The sequence below is a fragment of the Streptomyces sp. NPDC101152 genome, assembly GCF_044768275.1.
Taxonomy (GTDB): domain Bacteria; phylum Actinomycetota; class Actinomycetes; order Streptomycetales; family Streptomycetaceae; genus Streptomyces.
The window spans coordinates 106822-125633 of the sequence record NZ_JBIWPO010000001.1 but is presented as its reverse complement, the minus strand read 5'-3'; the positions used below and the strand labels follow the sequence as shown (position 1 = coordinate 125633).

The window sequence follows — 18812 nt, the reverse complement described above, 5'->3', positions numbered from 1 at the left end:
AACGCATGGCCAAGCTCCGACCTCCGGCGTGTCTGAGGAGCGATTCGGCACATAAACCGACCTAAGTTGGTCGCGTGGAGCAACACAGGACGCGACCCCCGCACGACGGAACGCGACGCGGCACGCCCCCGCTGCCCCCACAGGCGGCGCGCGGCGGGGCCCCGGGCAACGGCAACCGGCCCGCGCAGAAGCGCCCGGCCGCCCGTCCGGCGGCGGTACGACGGCAGGGCCCGCCTCCGGCCGCGACGGTACGGCGGCTGCCCAACCCGCGGCTGACCGGGCTGGGCGGCGGCCTGTTCTGCGGGGCGGTGATGCTGGTCCTGGGCTTCCTGGACGAGCTGCTGTTCGGCTCGTCCACGGCCGCCTACGGCGTGCTGTTCCTGCCGGTGTGCGTGCTGACGGCGATCTGGGTGCGCAAGAGCGACCTGGTGACCGCCCCCGTCGTCGTACCGATCGCCTTCGCGGTGGGCCTGGTGCCGGTCGCCAACGGCGCCGGCGGGCTGTCGGGCCGCCTGATGGGCCTGGTGACAGCGCTCGCCACCCAGGTCGGCTGGTTGTACGGGGGGACCCTGGTCGCCGGCTCGATCGTCACCGTACGGAAGGTCGCCCTGATGCGCCGCCAGGCCGTCCGGCGCAGGACCGAGCCGCCGCGCTGATCCGGCGCGGCGCCGCTAGTGCCGCGAAAGTGGCGTCGTCGCCCGGCGGGCGGCCGCGCGGCGTCGTGGGGGTCCCCCCCGCGCGAGTGGTTCGAGCGTGGGGGAGCGTGCTCTCGGCGTGCCGGCCGGAAGACGCCGTTGATGGACCGGGCGTACACGGGCTTTCGGGCGGTGCGGCAAGTGGGGGTACCCCCTCTGGGGGAGCCTTCCGGGCGTCGCGCGGCAGGCGCCACTTTCGCAACAGGCCCTAGCCGTCCGTCGCCGCCCGCATCGCCGCGCCCACGATGCCCGCGTTGTTCTGCAGCTGGGCCGGGACGATCTCCGCCTGGATGCCCTCGATGAAGGGCAGGAACTTGTGCGCCTTGCGGCTGACGCCACCGCCGATGATGAACAGGTCGGGCGTGAAGAGCATCTCGACGTGGGCGAGGTACTTCTGGACGCGGTGCGCCCAGTGCTCCCAGGTCAGCTCCTCGTCGTCCTTGGCCTTGCTGGAGGCCCGCTTCTCGGCGTCCTGGCCGTGCAGCTCGAGGTGGCCCAGCTCGCTGTTGGGGACGAGGATGCCGTCGACGAACAGGGCGCTGCCGATGCCCGTGCCGAAGGTCAGCAGGATGACCACGCCTCTGCGGTCCTTGCCGGCGCCGAAGTGCATCTCGGCGACGCCCGCCGCGTCCCCGTCGTTGACCACCGTCACCGGGAGGCCGCCGAGGCGCTCGCTGAACAACGCGCGCGCGTCCGTGTCGACCCAGCTCTTGTCGACGTTCGCCGCCGTACGGATCGTGGCCCCGTCGGTGACCACGCCCGGGAAGGTCAGCCCGACCGGCCCCCGCCACCCGAAGTGCTCGACGACCTCACGCACCCCGTCTGCCACGCTGTCGGGCGTCGAGGGGTGCGGGGTGAGCACCTTGAAACGTTCCTGGGCCAGGTCGCCCCTGTCAAGGTCCACAGGGGCGCCCTTGATCCCGGATCCGCCGATGTCAACGCCGAAGATCTGCATGGCCCTACGTTACGACGGACGACCGACAGTCACTCGGCCGAGGTCCCGGTGCGCTCGGCGATCAGCGCCGCCGCCTCCTCGCGCAGGTCGCGGCGGAGTTCCTTGGGGAGCGAGAAGGTGATGGACTCCTCGGCCGCCTTGACGATCTCCACGTCCTCGAAGCCGCGCTGCGACAGCCACTCCAGGACCTGCTCGACCAGGGTCTCCGGGACGGAGGCGCCGGAGGTCACGCCGACCGTGGAGACGCCCTCCAGCCAGGCCTCGTCGATCTCGTCGGCGAAGTCCACCAGGTAGGCCTCGCGGGCGCCGGCCAGCTTGGCGACCTCGACCAGCCGCTTGGAGTTGGAGGAGTTGCGGGAGCCGACCACGATGACGAGATCGGCCTCGGCGCCCATCTGCTTCACCGCGAGCTGACGGTTCTGGGTGGCGTAGCAGATGTCGTCGCTGGGCGGGGAGATCAGCTGCGGGAACTTCTCCTTGAGGGCGTCGACGGTCTCCATGGTCTCGTCGACGGAGAGCGTGGTCTGGGACAGCCAGACCACCTTGGAGGGGTCGCGGACCTCGACCTTGTCGACGTCCCCGGGGCCGTCGACGAGGGTGATGTGGTCGGGGGCCTCGCCGGAGGTGCCGATGACCTCCTCGTGGCCCTCGTGCCCGATCAGGAGGATGTCGTAGTCCTCCTTGGCGAAGCGGACGGCTTCCTTGTGGACCTTGGTGACCAGCGGGCAGGTGGCGTCGATGGTGGCCAGCTTGCCGCGCTCGGCCTCCTCGTGCACGACCGGGGCCACCCCGTGCGCGGAGAACATGACGATGTTCCCTTCGGGAACTTCCTCCGTCCGCTCGACGAAGACGGCGCCCTTCTTCTCCAGGGTCTGCACGACGTACTTGTTGTGCACGATCTCGTGCCGGACGTAGACGGGAGCCCCGTACTGCTCCAGGGCTTTCTCGACGGCGATCACGGCGCGGTCCACACCAGCGCAGTAGCCCCGGGGGGCGGCGAGCAGGACACGGCGGCCAGGCGAAGCGGTCATGCGATCCATCGTAAGGCCGGGTCCGGGGCGCCGGAGATCCCGCTGGCCGGTGTTCGGGGCGTTGTCGGTGCGGGCCGTTACTCTCGCGGCATGGCTCTCAACACGTCCGCCGAGACTCCCCTGCCCGTCGGTGAGGTGTCGCGGCTCATCGGAGGGTGGATCGACCGGCTGGGGGCCGTCTGGGTCGAGGGGCAGATCACCCAGTTGTCGCGGCGGCCGGGCGCGGGGGTCGTGTTCCTGACCCTGCGTGACCCCTCGTACGACATCTCGATCGGCGTCACCTGTTACCGGCAGACGTTCGACGCCGTGGCCGACGTGGTGAGCGAGGGCGCGCGCGTCGTCGTGTACGCCAAGCCCGAGTGGTACGCGCCCCGCGGCCAGCTGTCGCTGCGCGCCGCCGAGATAAGGCCCGTGGGGGTCGGTGAACTGCTCGCGCGCCTTGAGCAGTTGAAGAAGTCGCTGGCCGCGGAGGGGCTGTTCGCGGCGGAGCGGAAGAAACCGCTGCCGTTCCTGCCGCAGCTCGTGGGGCTGGTGTGCGGGCGGGCCTCGGCGGCCGAGCGGGACGTGCTGGAGAACGCCCGGCACCGCTGGCCCGCCGTCCGCTTCGAGGTGCGCAACGTCGCCGTGCAGGGCGTGCACGCCGTCCCGCAGGTCGTGCAGGCCGTGAAGGAGCTCGACGAGCTGGGCGACGTGGACGTGATCATCGTCGCGCGGGGCGGCGGCAGCGTGGAGGACCTGCTGCCGTTCTCCGACGAGCAGTTGGTGCGGGCCGTGGCCGAGTGCCGTACGCCGGTGGTCTCCGCGATCGGGCACGAGCCGGACAACCCGCTGCTTGACTACGTCGCCGACCTGCGGGCGTCCACGCCGACCGACGCCGCGAAGAAGGTCGTACCGGACGTCGGGGAGGAGTACGAGCGGGTGCGGCTGCTGCGGGACCGGGCGCGGCGGTGCGTGGTGGCGTTCGTCGAGCGGGAGGAGCGGGGGCTCGCGCAGGCCCTCGCGCGGCCCTCGATAGAGGATCCGCACCGGATGATCGACGAGCGGGCCGACCAGGTGGCCTCGCTGGTCGAGCGTTCGCGGCGGACGCTCGGCCACCTCCTCGACCGCGCCGACTCCGAGCTGACGCACACGCACGCGCGCGTGGTGGCCCTCTCCCCCGCCGCCACCCTCAAGCGCGGCTACGCGGTCCTGCAGAAGGCGGACGGGCACGTGGTGCGGGACCCCGCCGAGGTCACCGGGGACGAGCCGCTGCGGGCGCGGGTGTCCGAGGGTGAGTTCTCCGTACGAGTCGATGCCGATGTCGATGTCTAGGGTGGGTGGATGAGCAGCAAGGTGGCGGAAGAGGCGCTCGGGTACGAGCAGGCTCGGGACGAGCTGATCGAGGTCGTACGGCGGCTGGAGGCCGGCGGTACGACGCTGGAGGAGTCCCTGGCGCTGTGGGAGCGCGGCGAGGAACTGGCCAAGGTGTGCCGGCGCTGGCTGGACGGGGCCCGGGCGCGACTGGACGCGGCGCTGGCCGAGGAGGAGAGGGCCGAGGCGGAGGGCGACGAGCAGTCGTAGGGGGCAGGAGCCGCCGGCAGTCCCCGGAGTGATCCGTGTGAAGCGGATCACTACGGGCTGCTCTTTGTTGAAACTTGAACCTTCCCTCACGTACCTTCGTGCCGTCAGCCAATCCGGACCGCGGTCCGGTAAAGGACCCAGGCGTCACCCCCGAGGAAGTTCCCCGCATGTCTCTCGCTCTTGACCCCGCCGCCCAGGACCTGCTGTTCCGCGAGGCCCGCACCGCCAACACCTTCACCGACGAGCCGGTGACCGAGGAGCAGGTGCAGGCGATCTACGACCTGGTCAAGTACGGCCCGACCTCCATGAACCAGTCGCCGCTGCGCGTCACCCTGGTCCGCTCCCCCGAGGCCCGTGAGCGCCTGGTGCAGCACCTCGCCGAGGGCAACCAGAAGAAGACCGCCGCCGCCCCGCTGGTCGCGATCCTCTCCGCGGACAACGAGTTCCACGAGGAGCTGCCCCACCTCTTCCCGCACTTCCCGCAGGCCAAGGACATGTTCGCGGCCAGCCGCGAGGCCCGCGAGAAGAACGCCACGCTGAACGCCGCCCTCCAGGCCGCCTACTTCATCATCGGCGTCCGCGCCGCCGGTCTCGCCGCCGGCCCGATGACCGGCGCCGACCTCGAGGGCATCCAGAAGGAGTTCCTGGACGACGACCACTCCGTGCTGATGGTCGTCAACATCGGCAAGCCGGGCGAGGACGCCTGGTTCCCGCGCTCCCCGCGCCTGGAGTACGACCAGGTCGTCACCACGGTCTGAGCGACTTCGGCATGACGAAGGCCCCGGCGACACCGCCGGGGCCTTCGCCGTGTCCAGGTGCTCCTACGAGGTCTTCAGCACCTGCGCCACCTGGGTCAGCTGCTCGAACGAGCCGGTGCCCGCGACGACGGTCGTGGAGCCCTTGCCGGGCAGCACCAGGGCGTTGTAGCGGCCGCCGGTGTAGCGCGTCCAGGTCCTGCCGTCGATCTGCTCGGTGGACTTGGTCGCCGTGGCGCCCTGGGTGGCGGTGTCGATGAACTCCGACGGCTTCTGAGTCGACTGTTCGACCTGCACGTACTGACCGCCGGGGGCCTGGAAGCCGAGGTGCCAGGCGTCGGAGTTCGCGCCGTCGAAGCGGACCGAGGTCGCCTTCCAGGTAGCCGGCAGGCCCTCGGGGGCCGCCACCGGGTACGTCGCCGCGCGACGCGCCGTGAGCAGCTCGACGCGGTAGTCCACCCGGGGGAGATCGGGGGCGGAGTCGTCGTGCGGGATGAACACGTAGATGAGCGCCGCCGCGATCCCGATCAGGCCCAGGGAGAGGACCATGTCCCGGACCGTTTTCTGCTTGCCGTTCGAACCTGCCACGCCCCCTATCGTCGCAGGTACCCGGTCCGCTCATCCGTGGGGTCCCCTGCTCATTTTGTCGGACTGACGATAGAGTCGAGGGTCGAACCCTCATCCGGCCGTCGTCGTATCAGAAAGGTGCGCCTCGATGACCGAGCATCATCACCTGCCGTCCGAACTCGAAGTTCCCAGCGAAGCCCCCGACCGCAACCTCGCCCTGGAACTCGTCCGGGTGACCGAAGCCGCCGCGATGGCCGCGGGCCGCTGGGTCGGGCGGGGCGACAAGAACGGCGCCGACGGCGCCGCGGTGCGCGCCATGCGGACCCTCGTCCACACCGTCTCGATGAACGGCATCGTCGTCATCGGCGAGGGCGAGAAGGACGAGGCCCCGATGCTCTTCAACGGGGAGCGGGTCGGTGACGGCACCGGGCCCGAGTGCGACATCGCCGTCGACCCGATCGACGGGACGACGCTCACCGCCAAGGGCATGCCGAACGCGATCGCCGTGCTGGCGGCCGCCGACCGCGGGTCGATGTTCGACCCGTCCGCCGTGTTCTACATGGACAAGCTGGTCACCGGGCCCGAGGCGGCGGACTTCGTCGACATCGACGCGCCGGTGTCGGTGAACATCCGGCGGGTCGCCAAGGCGAAGCGGTCGACGCCGGAGGACGTGACGGTCGTGATCCTGGACCGGCCGCGGCACGAGGGGATCATCAAGGAGATCCGGGAGGCGGGGGCACGGATCAAGCTGATCTCCGACGGCGACGTCGCCGGCTCCATCTACGCGCTGCGCGAGGGCACGGGCGTGGACATGCTCCTCGGTATCGGCGGGACGCCGGAGGGCATCATCTCCGCCTGCGCGGTGAAGTGCCTGGGCGGGACGATCCAGGGCAAGCTGTGGCCCAAGGACGACGAGGAGCGGGCGCGGGCGATCGACGCCGGGCACGACCTCGACCGCGTGCTGACGACCGACGACCTGGTGTCCGGGGAGAACGTCTTCTTCGTCGCGACCGGCATCACCGACGGCGAGCTGCTGCGAGGGGTGCGCTACCGGTCGGAGACGGCGCTCACCGAGTCCATCGTCATGCGCTCGAAGTCGGGCACGGTACGGCGGATCGACTCCGAGCACCGGCTGAGCAAGCTGCGGGCCTACAGCCAGATCGACTTCGACCGCGCCAAATAGCGCGGGACTTGCGGAGCCCGCGCATCGAGAAGTGGGCGCCCCCTGGTGCGGAGGGGGCGCCCGGCTCACCCGCCTCGCGCGGCTAACCCGCCTGCGCTATACGGCCCTGGGCCCGTGCCGCCTTCTTCAGCTCCATGTCCCGGCGGCGGCGCCGGGCCAGCACCACCCGGCGTTCGGCCGCCGTCAGGCCGCCCCAGACGCCGTAGGGCTCGGGCTGCAGCAGGGCGTGCTCGCGGCACTCGACCATCACCGGACAGCGGGCGCACACGCGCTTGGCCGCCTCCTCGCGGGAGAGCCGCGCGGCGGTGGGTTCCTTGGAGGGGGCGAAGAACAGGCCGGCCTCGTCGCGCCGGCACACCGCCTCGGTGTGCCATGGAGCGTCTTGGTCCCTGTCCCGCACTGGCACCCGCGGGGCCGGAACGGCAGCTACCTGCAGGGACGAATGCGGCGGTTGCAGCACGGTCTACTCCTGACGACGGCTTCGCGAGCGAGCGACGATGCAGCAAGCCCTACCCGCTGTGCGCGCGCCTATGCACTGAGTTCCGAACCGCTGGAATCCACCGTTCACATACGTCAACGACCCAGGTGCTTGCGCAAACTCCGGTCCACCTTGTGCTGCACGCGATCGAGGATGTCCGCGACGAGCTTGCCCCGCTTCGGCCTCGCCTCCACGTTGCCCAGCACCGCCCAGCCGTCCACGAAGACCACCGGCGCGTCCGGTTCCTCCGCGTCCAGCGGGGCCACCTCGAAGTTGCCGAGGACGCCGCCGCCGGTGCCGCGCAGCGACACGTTCTCCGGGACGCGGACCTCGACGTTGCCGAAGACCGAGATCGCCTTGATCACGACCTGCTGGTACTCGAAGAGCGCCTCGCTGAGGTCTATCTCCACGCTGCCGAAGATCGCGTACGCGTGGATACGGCGGCCCGCCCGCCAGCGCCCCTTGCGCATGGCACTGCTGAACACCGCGACGACGTTGTCGTCCGGGTCGACCGGGATCGCGCCGAGGGTGGGGCGGCTCGGGGCCGCGGCGAAGGCGGGGGCCGTGCGGGGGCGGTGGGCGGCGGGCAGGTCCCGTATGAAGACCTCCAGTTCGCCGACCGTCTTGGCGGCCAGGACGCCCTCCACCCGCTCGGCGTGCTCGTCGGAGGTCAGGCGGCCCTCGGCGAGGGCCTCGCGCAGGATGTCGGCGACGCGGTCGCGGTCGGCGTCGGAGGCACGCAGGCCGGGCTCCGCGAGGGCGGGTTCGGTGTGCTTGTGAAGGTCCACGACAGCAGCGTACCGAAACGCGATAGATCGCGACTACCCCTCCTGAGGACAACCTCACAGGCCCGCTGTCGGACGCAGGTTCTACGCTGGTGGCCGCTGCCAAGGGAGGCAGCGACCGTCTGCCGAGTGAGGAATGGGCTGCGATGCCGCGTACTTCCCCCCCACCCAACCCTGCGTTCGCGTACACCGATCTGCTCCCCATGGGAGAGGACACCACCCCCTACCGGCTGGTGACCTCCGAGGGTGTCTCCACCTTCGAGGCCGACGGGCGGACGTTCCTCAAGGTGGAGCCGGAGGCGCTGCGCAAGCTCGCCGAGGAGGCCATCCACGACATCCAGCACTACCTGCGGCCCGCGCACCTGGCCCAGTTGCGGCGCATCATCGACGACCCGGAGGCGTCCGGCAACGACAAGTTCGTCGCCCTGGACCTGCTGAAGAACGCCAACATCGCGGCCGCCGGCGTGCTCCCGATGTGCCAGGACACCGGCACGGCGATCGTCATGGGCAAGCGCGGACAGAACGTGCTGACGGCCGGCGGCGACGAGGAGGCCCTGTCCCGGGGCATCTACGACGCCTACCAGAACCTCAACCTGCGGTACTCGCAGATGGCCCCGCTTTCCATGTGGGACGAGAAGAACACCGGCTCCAACCTTCCGGCCCAGATCGAGCTGTACGCGACCGACGGCGGCGCCTACAAGTTCCTGTTCATGGCCAAGGGTGGCGGCTCCGCCAACAAGTCGTTCCTCTACCAGGAGACCAAGGCCGTCCTGAACGAGTCCTCCATGATGAAGTTCCTGGAGGAGAAGATCCGTTCGCTCGGCACGGCCGCGTGCCCGCCGTACCACCTGGCGATCGTGGTGGGCGGCACCAGCGCCGAGTACGCGCTGAAGACCGCCAAGTACGCCTCCGCGCACTACCTGGACGAGATCCCGGCCGAGGGCTCCGAACTCGGCCACGGCTTCCGGGACAAGGAGCTGGAGCAGAAGGTCTTCGAGCTGACGCAGAGGATCGGTATCGGCGCGCAGTTCGGCGGCAAGTACTTCTGCCACGACGTGCGTGTGGTGCGCCTGCCCCGGCACGGCGCGTCCTGCCCGGTCGCCATCGCCGTCTCCTGCTCCGCCGACCGCCAGGCGCTCGCGAAGATCACCCCCGAGGGCGTCTTCCTGGAGCAGTTGGAGACGGACCCGGCACGCTTCCTGCCGGAGACGACGGACGAGCATCTGGACGAGGCCGGTGACGTCGTGAGGATCGACCTCAACCAGCCGATGGACGCGATCCTCGCCGAGCTCACCAAGTACCCGGTGAAGACCCGCCTCTCGCTCACCGGCCCGCTGGTCGTGGCCCGTGACATCGCGCACGCCAAGATCAAGGAGCGCCTGGACGCGGGCGAGGAGCTGCCGCAGTACCTGAAGGACCACCCGGTGTACTACGCGGGCCCCGCGAAGACCCCCGAGGGCTACGCGTCCGGCTCCTTCGGCCCGACCACGGCCGGCCGTATGGACTCCTACGTCGAGCAGTTCCAGGCGGCCGGCGGCTCCAAGGTGATGCTCGCCAAGGGCAACCGCAGCAAGCAGGTCACGGACGCCTGCGACGCGCACGGCGGCTTCTACCTCGGCTCCATCGGCGGCCCGGCGGCCCGCCTCGCCCAGGACTGCATCAAGAAGGTCGAGGTCGTCGAGTACGAGGAGCTCGGCATGGAGGCCGTCTGGAAGATCGAGGTGGAGGATTTCCCGGCGTTCATCGTCGTGGACGACAAGGGCAACGACTTCTTCCAGGACCCGGCCCCGCAGCCGACGTTCACGACCATTCCGGTGCGGGGGCCGGGGCTGGCGTAGCGCCTGTGGTGCGGCGGGGGACGGTTTCGCCCCCGCCGCCGGCCTGACGGCCTCGTCCTCGAACTCCCCCAGAGGGGGGACCCCAGACGGGCTGGGCGGTGCCGTCGGACGGCGGGCGTCTGCTCCTGGGTCTCCTCCACGGTGAGAGCCGGATCTCACCCGATCGAGTGGCGGCGGCCCGGAACATCGTCAGCATCCCGATCGCTATACGGGTATGAGCGAATACCGGATCGAGCACGACTCCATGGGTGAGGTACGCGTCCCGGCCGAGGCGAAGTGGCGGGCCCAGACCCAGCGCGCGGTGGAGAACTTCCCCGTCTCCGGCCAGCGGATCGAGCGCGCCCACATCGAGGCGCTCGCCCGCGTCAAGGGCGCCGCGGCGAAGGTGAACGCGCGCCTGGGGGTGCTCGACAAGGACATCGCCGAGGCGATCCAGGAGGCCGCCGAGGAGGTCGCCCGGGGCGATTGGGACGAGCAGTTCCCGGTCGACGTCTTCCAGACCGGTTCGGGCACCTCGTCCAACATGAACACCAACGAGGTCCTCGCCACGCTGGCGAGCGAGCGGCTCGGCCGGGACGTCCACCCCAACGACCACGTCAACGCCTCGCAGTCGTCCAACGACGTCTTCCCGTCCTCCATCCACATCGCCGCCACCGCCGCCGTCACCCGGGACCTCATCCCGGCCCTGGAGCACCTCGCCGCCTCCCTGGAGCGCAAGTCCGAGGAGTTCGCGAACGTCGTGAAGTCGGGGCGCACGCACCTCATGGACGCCACGCCCGTGACGCTGGGGCAGGAGTTCGGCGGGTACGCGGCGCAGGTCCGGTACGGCGTCGAGCGGCTGTACGCCTCGCTCCCGCGCCTCGCCGAACTGCCCCTGGGCGGTACGGCGGTCGGCACGGGCATCAACACCCCGCCCGGCTTCTCCGCGGCCGTCATCGAGGAGGTCTCCCGCGTCACCGGGCTGCCGCTGACCGAGGCCCGCGACCACTTCGAGGCGCAGGGCGCGCGGGACGGGATCGTCGAGACCAGCGGGCAGCTGAGGACCATCGCGGTCGGGCTGACCAAGATCGCCAACGATCTGCGCTGGATGTCCTCGGGCCCCCGCACGGGGCTGGCCGAGATCACGCTGCCCGACCTGCAGCCCGGTTCCTCGATCATGCCGGGCAAGGTCAACCCGGTGATCCCGGAGGCGGTGCTCATGGTCGCCGCCCAGGTCGTCGGGAACGACGCCACCGTCGCCACCGCCGGAGCGGCCGGCAACTTCGAACTGAACGTCATGCTGCCGGTGATCGCGAAGAACGTCCTGGAGTCGGTCCGGCTGCTCGCGAACGTCTCCCGGCTGCTCGCCGACCGCACCGTGGACGGGATCACCGCGAACCGGGAACGGGCGCGCGAGTACGCCGAGTCGTCACCGTCCGTGGTGACCCCGCTGAACAAGTACATCGGGTACGAGGAGGCCGCGAAGGTCGCCAAGAAGGCGCTGGCGGAGCGGAAGACGATCCGTCAGGTCGTGCTGGAGAGCGGGTACGTGGAGCGGGGCGACCTGACGGAGCAGCAGCTCGACGAGGCGTTGGATGTCCTGCGTATGACGCGCCCGTAACCGATCGTCGACATGGCGAGAACCGTGACGCGCGCCGCAGCGTCGTATGCCTACGGCACCTAATATCTGTGCATGGCGGACGGTGGAGCGGTGAGTGCGGACGTGGCGGCGGACGGGCCGACGGGCTTCTGGGCCCCCGGGACGCAGATCCTGTGGCGGTACCGGGAGAACGCCGGCGACCGTGTCCACATCGCCCGCCCGGTCACCGTCGTCCGTGACGACGCCGACCTGCTCGCCGTGTGGCTCGCGCCCGGCACCGAGTGCGTCAGGCCGATGCTCGTCGACGGCACGCCCGTGCACCAGGAACCGCTGCGCTCGCGCTACACCAAGCCGCGCACCGTCCAGCTCGACCGCTGGTTCGGCACCGGCGTGCTGAAGCTGGCCCGGCCCGGCGAACCCTGGTCGGTGTGGCTGTTCTGGGAGCCGGGCTGGCGGTTCAAGAACTGGTACGTCAACCTCGAGACGCCTCTTGAGCGTTGGGCCGACGGGGTCGACTCCGAGGACCACTTCCTCGACATCTGCGTCTATCCGGACCGCAGCTGGGCCTGGCGCGACGAGGACGAGTTCGCGCAGGCCCGCCAGGACGGCCTGATGGACGACGAGGTGGCCGAACGGGTACGGCGGGCGGGGCTGTCGGCGGTGGAGGAGATCCGCGCCTGGGGCCCGCCGTACAGCGAGGGCTGGCAGCACTGGCGCCCGGATCCGTCCTGGGCTGTACCTTCTTTGCCGGAGGACTGGGACCGTACGCCCGCGCACGTGTCCACATGAGACCCTTGATGCGCCCCCGGTCCACAACCGTAGGATCGTCCTCCGCAAGGGAGCGCAGTGGCAACTCCCGGATCATGCGCTGGGCTTGACCGATCGTCACCGAGGGGCGGCAGGACGTGAGCGAGGGGTACGAGGGCGACACCGGTGCGAACCGGCGGTTCGCCGGTGGCACAGGAACATCCCCTGACCACGCGGGAATTCCGTTCCGGGTGCACATATTCCGGGTATCGGGATTTCGGCGGGACCATCTGCGTGTGTCGCACGCAGCCCCGGACGGACGGATTCGACACGCGTGACGGAGCATCCGATCTCCTACCAGCGCCCGCAGCCGGGCGCCGACCCCGCGGACGCCCGCGGGGCGCTCCTGCACACCCCGGCGCCGGCGGCTCCCGCGCCCTCGGCCGCCTTACCCGCACAGGCACGCACCGGAGAGACACCGTCGACGCCGGGTACGGCCACGCCGTGCGGCAAGGGAAAGGAACCGGCCTCGCCCCCCGACACCAGCGGCCCCGAGCACTCCCAGCCGGCCGCCGTAGAACCCGACACCCACCGTCCGCGGCCCGTGCCGGAGGCCATCCCGCTCCAGCCGGGCGCCGAGCCGGACAGGCCCCAGGACGGGCACGAGCGCCGTACCGGGCAGGGGCTGGCGCCCGGGCAGCCCACGCCCATGCGGCGGGACGGCGACCGGCTCCGGTTCGTGGGCGCCGCGACCCGGCGGATCGCCCGCGGCATCGACCTCGACGAGATCGTGATGGGACTGTGCCGGGCGACCGTGCCGACGTTCTCCGACGCGATCCTGGTGTACCTGCGCGACCCGCTGCCGGTCGGCGACGAGCGCCCCACGGGTCCGCTGCTGCTGCGCCTGCGGCGCACCGACCGCATTCCGGCCGAACGCGACACCGAGGGCGGCTTCTCGCCGGCCCTGCAGCCGGAGCCGCCCGAGCTGTCGGAACTCGACACGCTCGGCGCCGAACTGTGCGAGGTGCGGCCCGGCAGCGCGCTCGCCGAGGTGCTGCGCGGAGTGCGCCCGGTCTTCACCGACGCGCCCGCCGCCCATGCCGCCCTGCCCGAACTCCTCGGGGAGCACGGGGAATCGGCCGTGCCCGGCGGGCAGCGCGCGATCCTCGCCCCGCTGCGGGGCCGGCGCCGGGTGATCGGCGCGGCGCTGTTCCTGCGCCGCCCGGAGCGCATCCCCTTCGAGCCGGACGACCTCCTGGTCGCCGCGCAGCTCGCCACGCACAGCGCGCTGGGCATCGACAAGGCGGTGTTGTACGGGCGCGAGGCGTACATCGCGGACGAGTTGCAGCGCACCATGCTGCCGGAGACGCTCCCGCAGCCGACGGGTGTGCGGCTGGCGTCGCGCTATCTGCCGGCCGCGGAGACGGCGCGGGTGGGCGGCGACTGGTACGACGCGATCCCCCTGCCGGGCAGCCGGGTCGCGCTGGTCGTGGGCGACGTGATGGGCCACTCCATGACGTCGGCGGCCATCATGGGCCAGTTGCGGACGACGGCGCAGACCCTCGCCGGCCTGGACCTGCCTCCGCAGGAGGTCCTGCACCACCTCGACGAGCAGGCCCAGCGCCTCGGCACCGACCGCATGGCGACCTGCCTGTACGCGGTCTACGACCCGGTCTCGCACCGCATCACCATCGCCAACGCGGGCCATCCGCCGCCGGTGCTGCTGCACCTGGGCGGGCGGGCCGAGGTGCTGCGGGTGCCGCCCGGGGCGCCGATCGGCGTGGGCGGTGTCGACTTCGAGGCCGTGGAGCTGGACGCGCCGGCCGGGGCGACGCTGCTGCTGTACACCGACGGGCTGGTGGAGTCCCGGCTGCGGGACGTGTGGACCGGCATAGAGCAGCTGCGCGAGAAGCTCGCCGCGACCGCCGCGCTGACGGGGCCGGATCATCCGCCGCCGCTGGAGGCGCTGTGCGACGAGGTGCTCGACATGCTCGGTCCGGGCGACCGGGACGACGACATCGCGCTGCTCGCCGCCCGCTTCGACGGGATCGCGCCGAGTGACGTGGCGTACTGGTTCCTGGAGCCGGAGGACGCGGCACCCGGCCGTGCCCGGCGACTGGCCCGGCGTGCCCTGTCCCGATGGGGCATGGAGGAACTCAGCGACTCCGTCGAACTGCTGGTCAGCGAGGTCGTGACCAACGCGGTCCGCTACACCTCCCGCCCGGTGACCCTGCGTCTGCTGCGCACCGACGTCCTGCGCTGCGAAGTGGGCGACGACGTGCCCCAGCTGCCCCGCCTGCGGCAGGCCCGGGCGACGGACGAGGGCGGCCGGGGTCTGTACCTGGTCAACCGGCTGGCGCGCCGTTGGGGGGCCACCCGGCTCAGCACCGGGAAGGTCGTCTGGTTCGAACTGGCCAAGAACGCGAACCAGATCTGACGCGGAGGGGCGCAACAACAGAACGGCCCAGTGCCCGGGCGGGCGCTGGGCCGTTGCCTCACGGCGCCTCAGACCAGGGCGGTCAACACGTCCCCGGTGAAGTTCCCGAAGGGCACGGCGCGCTTGTTGAGGATCATGGCGGCGGTGAAGAGCAGGGCCCACGTGCCGGTGGTGCCCGCGGCGACCGTGTGGTTACGCAGGCCGGACTGGGCGCCGGGGCCGAAGACGCCGTTGGCGGTGCCGTCGGCCATGCCGAGCTCGTACTGAATGGCGAAGAGCAGGGACTTGGCGACATCGCGGGAGTGGTGGCCGTCGCAGGGGACGATGTAGAAGTCCTGCCGGTTGACGTAGCGGCCGTTCATCCACTGCTGGATCTCACGGACCCTGTCGGAGCCGCTGTTGACGGTGGCGTAGGCGTCCATGTTGAGCAGGCCCTTGAACACCTTGGGCTCGAGGCTGCTGCCCGGAAGGTGCCACCAACACCCATATCGGCCTTGAGTGTCGATATGGATAAGGCGACGCGGTCGCTGTACACCCCGTCGATGCCGCCGCCGTCATAGCCCTTGCGGTACAGGGCGGACTGGATGATGCGACAGAAGTCGGCGGACGGAACCGTGGAAGCGTTGAGTTTGGGGTACTTCGACTTGAGTGCGTTAAGCGTGGTCGGCCCGAAAGTACTGGACAGGGCGCTGATGCCCAATTCATATTGCAGCGCGCGCGTGAGGGCGTACATGGTGTTCCAGCCGGTGCGTCCGCCCTCGGCGACGGTCATACCGATGCCCCTAAGAAATACGGTGCCTTGCGCAAGTGCGAGGCTAGAACTTCGAGCTGCACAGAAGCGGATACAGGTCGCTGTCGAAGCGGACGCAGACACGGTAGTAGTACGTCCCTCCCCCGAGCATGTTCGACCAGTCGGTGCCGCCTTCTCCGGGAGTCCGCACGGAAAGGGCCTTCAAGAGCTTTCCGTCACCGTTGTACTTCTCAATCGTGGCGGTCGAGTCATAGACCGAAGGGCTGGCGTTGTTCTTGATCCGTACCCATCCCGCGACGCACTCCGTTGACCAGCGGAGTTCCGCCACCCGACCGTTGTTGTTGATGGACCGTTCCGTCGTCGCGGAAGAATCACAGGCGGTCGCCTTCGGCCCCTTGTTGTCGCAGCCGGCGCCGGAACAGCCCGCGGCGTACGAAGTACCAGCCAGCGGAAGCATCGAAAAAGCCGTTGCAGCAACGGAAATGAGCGCAAGCTTGGACATTTTGCGCATGCCAGGTATCCCCCACGTTTGACATTTCACACACCGAGTCAGGGCCGCCATGATGTCTGTCGCTTCCCCCTCGACTGCCGAGAAGAAAGCTTGGCCGATGCATGTCACCCGAGTCAAGCATTTTTATGGCACCTGCAAAATCGGTAAAATCTCGGCTTGAAATCGCCCACAACCTATTGGCGTGCCGGATCGTCAGGGACGAACGCCGGACCGGCCGTCATCGGTTGCCCATGCAAAACGCTCGGCTGGGAAACCTCAGCCGAGCGTCCGCGTGATTTTCTGTTGGCTACTGGCCGTTGTTCGGCTTCAGTGGGTTGTTCAAGGGGGGCGACTGACTGTTCGACGGGCTGTTGCTGGGGGTGTTCGACGGACTGTTGCTGGGCTTGTTCGACGGACTGTTGCTGGGCTTGTTCGACGGGCTGTTGCTGGGCTTGTGCGACGGGGTGCCGCTCGGAGTGTTCGACGGGGTGCTGCTCGGAGTGCTCGACGGGGTGAACGACGGCGCGACCGCCGCGCCCTGGGTCGTCTGGAGGTCGAACTTGGTGTCGCTCTGCGTCACGCCGAACATGTACGCCGCCCACACCTGCGCCGGGAAGCCACCGCCGTTGACGCGTGCCACGCCACCCGCTCCGTACAGCGGGACCTGCGCGTGGACCTTCGCGTCCTCGCCGAACACGCCGACCGAGGTCACCAGATCCGGTGTGTACCCGGTGAACCACGCCGACTTGTTCTTGTCGGACGTACCCGTCTTGCCCGCCACCTGCTGGCCGTTGCGGGCGGGGTTGTTGGCCACCGACTCCTTGGCCGTACCGTCGTCGACCACGCCCGTCAGGACCGAGGTCACCGTGTCGGCTGCCTCGCGGGTGATCACCTGGCCGCCGATGGGGTTCGGCAGTTGGATGGGGCTGCCGCCGCTCTGGACGGCGGACTTGATGACGGTCGGGGTGACCTTCTTGCCGTGGTTGGCGAAGGTGGCGTAGATCCCGGCCATCTCCATCGGGCTCGCGCCCATGGAACCGAGCGTCTGGGCGGGCACCGCCTGCAGGCCCTTGGTGTCCATGCCGAGCTGGCCGGCGACGCCCAGCACGTTCTGCATGCCGACGTCGACGCCCATCTGCGCGAAGACGGCGTTGACGGAGTAGTCCATCGCCTTCTGGACGGTGATCTTGCCGTAGTCCGTGTTGTCCTCGTTGGGCGGCCCGAAGCCGACCTTGCTGCCGTGGTCCACGACCTGACGGCCGCTGGTTCCGTCGTAGGTCGTCGTGGCCGTGATCTCCTGGCCGTCCTGCGTCTGCGCCTGCTTGGCCAGGGCCGCGGCGAGGATCACCGGCTTGAAGGTGGACGCCACCTGGTAGTCCCGGCGGGTCGCGTTGCTGTAGTAGTGGGAGAAGTAGTCCTTGCCGCCGTACAGGGCGACGACCCCGCCCGTCTTCGGGTCCACGGACACGGCACCGGCCTGGACGTCCCCGTCGACCTTGCGCTTCTTCGGGTTCAGCTTGCCGGTCAGCTGGCTCTTGGCGGCCTTCACCAGCGCGGACTGCTTCTTCTTGTCGATGTTGAGCGTGATGGTCCAGCCGCCGGCCTTGATCGCCGTCAGGGCGTCGTTGACGTTGTCGGACTTGCCCTCGGCGACCAGTTGTGCGGCGAGTTCGTTGTTGGCCGCGTCCACCAGGTATCCGGTCTGCCCGCCCATGCCCGGCGAGGCCTTGGGGTCCTTGGGCACCGGGAACTTCATGGCCGCGCGCTTGGTCGGGTCCAGCCAGTGCTGCTTGACCATGTTGTCGAGCACATAGTTCCAGCGGGCCTTGGCCAGTTGCTTGCCGGTGTCGGTGGCGATGGCCCAGTCGTACTGGTTCGGCGCCTGCAGGAGGGCCGCGAGGTAGGCGCCCTGCTCGACCGAGAGGTTCTGGGCGTCCACGCGGTAGTAGGCCTGCGCGGCGGCCTGGATGCCGTAGGCGCCACGGCCGTAGTAGCTGGTGTTGATGTAGCCGGCGAGGATGTAGTCCTTGGACTTCTGGCGGTCCAGCTTCAGCGAGATGACCAGTTCCTTCAGCTTGCGCGTGACGGTCTGGTTCTGGGTCAGGTAGAAGTTCTTCACGTACTGCTGGGTGATCGTCGAACCGCCCTGCGCGCCCTTGCCCATGAGCGTGTTGAAGATGCCTCGGGCGGTACCCCGGAGGTCGACGCCGGAGTCCTGGTAGAAGGTCTTGTTCTCAGCGGCGACGAAGGTCCGCTGGACGTCCTTGGGCACCTTGGAGAGGTCGACGATCTCGCGGTTGCGCTGACCGTCGCGGGTCAGCAGGGATCCGTCGCTGTACTTGTACACGTTGCTCTGCAGCGTGGCGTCCGCGTTCGCCGCCGGGATCGGGGTCATCACGTACAGCGCCACGAAGGCGCCCATGACGAGCAGGCACAGGGTGAAGATCGTGCCGACGACCTTCTTCCAGGTGAACATCCGGCGCAGGAAGCTGCGGCCGTCCTTGCCCTTCCCCTTCGGCTTGCCGCGTCCCTGGGCCGCCCTGCGGGCCGCGGCCCGGCCGCCCATGACGGTGGGCTCCGCCGCCGCCGGACCCGCGGACGCCGTCGCCTGGGCGGAGCGCGTCGGGGGCGCCGTCGCCTGGGGCGAGCGCGTCGGGGGCGCCGCGCGGCGGGCACCGCGCTGTCGCGCTCGTCTCTCTTCCGCTCGTCCCATGGGTCCGATCCGCTCCGCTTCGTTCATGTGTGCTCACACGTCACACAGGTTCCGCCGCTCAGGTCAGCTCAGAAAGCTAACACCAGGAGATATGACAAAGGTCCGCCGATCCGGCCTTTCCCGGGCGTGAGAATCAGCACCCGCCCCAACGGAACCGACGGGTCAGAGCGCTTCAGGGTTGCCTCGCGGGGGTAAAGTGATATCACTTGGCTAGAACCAAGATAGGTAAGAATCTGACCAACGGGACC

General features: G+C 69.8%; 16 protein-coding genes and 1 pseudogene. 9 read left to right on the top strand and 8 right to left on the bottom strand.

The features are described from left to right. The first annotated feature begins 74 nt into the window (after positions 1-74). Positions 75-656, top strand: a complete 582-nt coding sequence (locus ACIRVK_RS00625; protein ID WP_404242463.1) for a DUF6542 domain-containing protein — start codon at positions 75-77, stop codon at positions 654-656. 247 nt (positions 657-903) lie between these two features. Here ACIRVK_RS00625 and ppgK read toward each other — a convergent pair whose 3' ends face one another. Both ppgK and ACIRVK_RS00615 read right to left on the bottom strand, forming a co-directional pair. Then, positions 904-1650, bottom strand: a complete 747-nt coding sequence (ppgK, locus tag ACIRVK_RS00620) for a polyphosphate--glucose phosphotransferase (RefSeq protein WP_404242461.1) — start codon at positions 1648-1650, stop codon at positions 904-906. A 29-nt stretch (positions 1651-1679) separates the two neighbouring features. Continuing rightward, on the bottom strand, positions 1680-2690 hold the full coding sequence (locus ACIRVK_RS00615; RefSeq protein ID WP_404242459.1) for a 4-hydroxy-3-methylbut-2-enyl diphosphate reductase: 1011 nt from the start codon (positions 2688-2690) through the stop codon (positions 1680-1682). An 81-nt stretch (positions 2691-2771) separates the two neighbouring features. On the opposite strand from ACIRVK_RS00615, the gene xseA reads away from it, so the two are divergent. The 3 genes from xseA (at position 2772) to ACIRVK_RS00600 (ending at position 4999) form a co-directional block, all read left to right on the top strand. Further along, positions 2772-3992 carry an exodeoxyribonuclease VII large subunit gene (gene xseA, locus ACIRVK_RS00610; protein ID WP_404242457.1) on the top strand — a complete coding sequence of 407 codons (1221 nt, stop codon included), beginning with the start codon at positions 2772-2774 and terminating at the stop codon, positions 3990-3992. A gap of 9 nt (positions 3993-4001) precedes the next feature. After that, the gene (locus ACIRVK_RS00605; RefSeq protein ID WP_404242455.1) at positions 4002-4241 is read left to right on the top strand and encodes an exodeoxyribonuclease VII small subunit; all 240 of its coding nucleotides are present in this window, start codon (positions 4002-4004) and stop codon (positions 4239-4241) included. A gap of 167 nt (positions 4242-4408) precedes the next feature. Next, the gene (locus ACIRVK_RS00600) at positions 4409-4999 is read left to right on the top strand and encodes a malonic semialdehyde reductase (RefSeq protein WP_404242453.1); all 591 of its coding nucleotides are present in this window, start codon (positions 4409-4411) and stop codon (positions 4997-4999) included. 63 nt (positions 5000-5062) lie between these two features. On the opposite strand, the gene ACIRVK_RS00595 is transcribed toward ACIRVK_RS00600, so the two are convergent. Next, complete coding sequence (locus ACIRVK_RS00595; protein ID WP_404242451.1) at positions 5063-5584, bottom strand: DUF4245 domain-containing protein; 522 nt, start codon at positions 5582-5584, stop codon at positions 5063-5065. 127 nt (positions 5585-5711) lie between these two features. Between ACIRVK_RS00595 and glpX the strand changes: the two genes are divergently transcribed. Further along, on the top strand, positions 5712-6746 hold the full coding sequence (glpX, locus tag ACIRVK_RS00590) for a class II fructose-bisphosphatase (RefSeq protein WP_404242449.1): 1035 nt from the start codon (positions 5712-5714) through the stop codon (positions 6744-6746). Positions 6747-6828: 82 nt separating this feature from the next. Here the strand turns inward: glpX and ACIRVK_RS00585 are convergent, their stop codons facing one another. After that, positions 6829-7206 carry a WhiB family transcriptional regulator gene (locus ACIRVK_RS00585; RefSeq protein ID WP_404242447.1) on the bottom strand — a complete coding sequence of 126 codons (378 nt, stop codon included), beginning with the start codon at positions 7204-7206 and terminating at the stop codon, positions 6829-6831. Between the two features lie 113 nt (positions 7207-7319). Further along, positions 7320-8012, bottom strand: a complete 693-nt coding sequence (locus tag ACIRVK_RS00580; protein ID WP_404242445.1) for a DUF1707 domain-containing protein — start codon at positions 8010-8012, stop codon at positions 7320-7322. Between the two features lie 143 nt (positions 8013-8155). On the opposite strand from ACIRVK_RS00580, the gene ACIRVK_RS00575 reads away from it, so the two are divergent. The 4 genes from ACIRVK_RS00575 (at position 8156) to ACIRVK_RS00560 (ending at position 14610) form a co-directional block, all read left to right on the top strand. Continuing rightward, a complete protein-coding gene (locus ACIRVK_RS00575) occupies positions 8156-9847 on the top strand; it encodes a fumarate hydratase (protein ID WP_404242443.1) in 1692 nt (563 codons plus the stop codon). Between the two features lie 214 nt (positions 9848-10061). Then, the gene (locus ACIRVK_RS00570; RefSeq protein ID WP_404242441.1) at positions 10062-11447 is read left to right on the top strand and encodes a class II fumarate hydratase; all 1386 of its coding nucleotides are present in this window, start codon (positions 10062-10064) and stop codon (positions 11445-11447) included. Positions 11448-11519: 72 nt separating this feature from the next. Continuing rightward, on the top strand, positions 11520-12215 hold the full coding sequence (locus ACIRVK_RS00565) for a DUF402 domain-containing protein (protein ID WP_404242439.1): 696 nt from the start codon (positions 11520-11522) through the stop codon (positions 12213-12215). Positions 12216-12507: 292 nt separating this feature from the next. Then, a complete protein-coding gene (locus tag ACIRVK_RS00560; protein ID WP_404242437.1) occupies positions 12508-14610 on the top strand; it encodes a SpoIIE family protein phosphatase in 2103 nt (700 codons plus the stop codon). Between the two features lie 77 nt (positions 14611-14687). On the opposite strand, the pseudogene ACIRVK_RS00555 reads toward ACIRVK_RS00560, so the two are convergent. The 3 genes and pseudogenes from ACIRVK_RS00555 to ACIRVK_RS00545 form a co-directional block, all read right to left on the bottom strand. Further along, positions 14688-15382, bottom strand: a pseudogene (locus ACIRVK_RS00555) (hypothetical protein); the annotation flags it as partial. Positions 15383-15425: 43 nt separating this feature from the next. Then, complete coding sequence (locus ACIRVK_RS00550; protein WP_404242435.1) at positions 15426-15872, bottom strand: DUF2690 domain-containing protein; 447 nt, start codon at positions 15870-15872, stop codon at positions 15426-15428. A 286-nt stretch (positions 15873-16158) separates the two neighbouring features. After that, positions 16159-18564 (bottom strand): transglycosylase domain-containing protein, encoded by a 2406-nt coding sequence (locus ACIRVK_RS00545; protein ID WP_404242433.1) that lies wholly within the window; start codon positions 18562-18564, stop codon positions 16159-16161. Positions 18565-18812 lie beyond the last annotated feature (248 nt).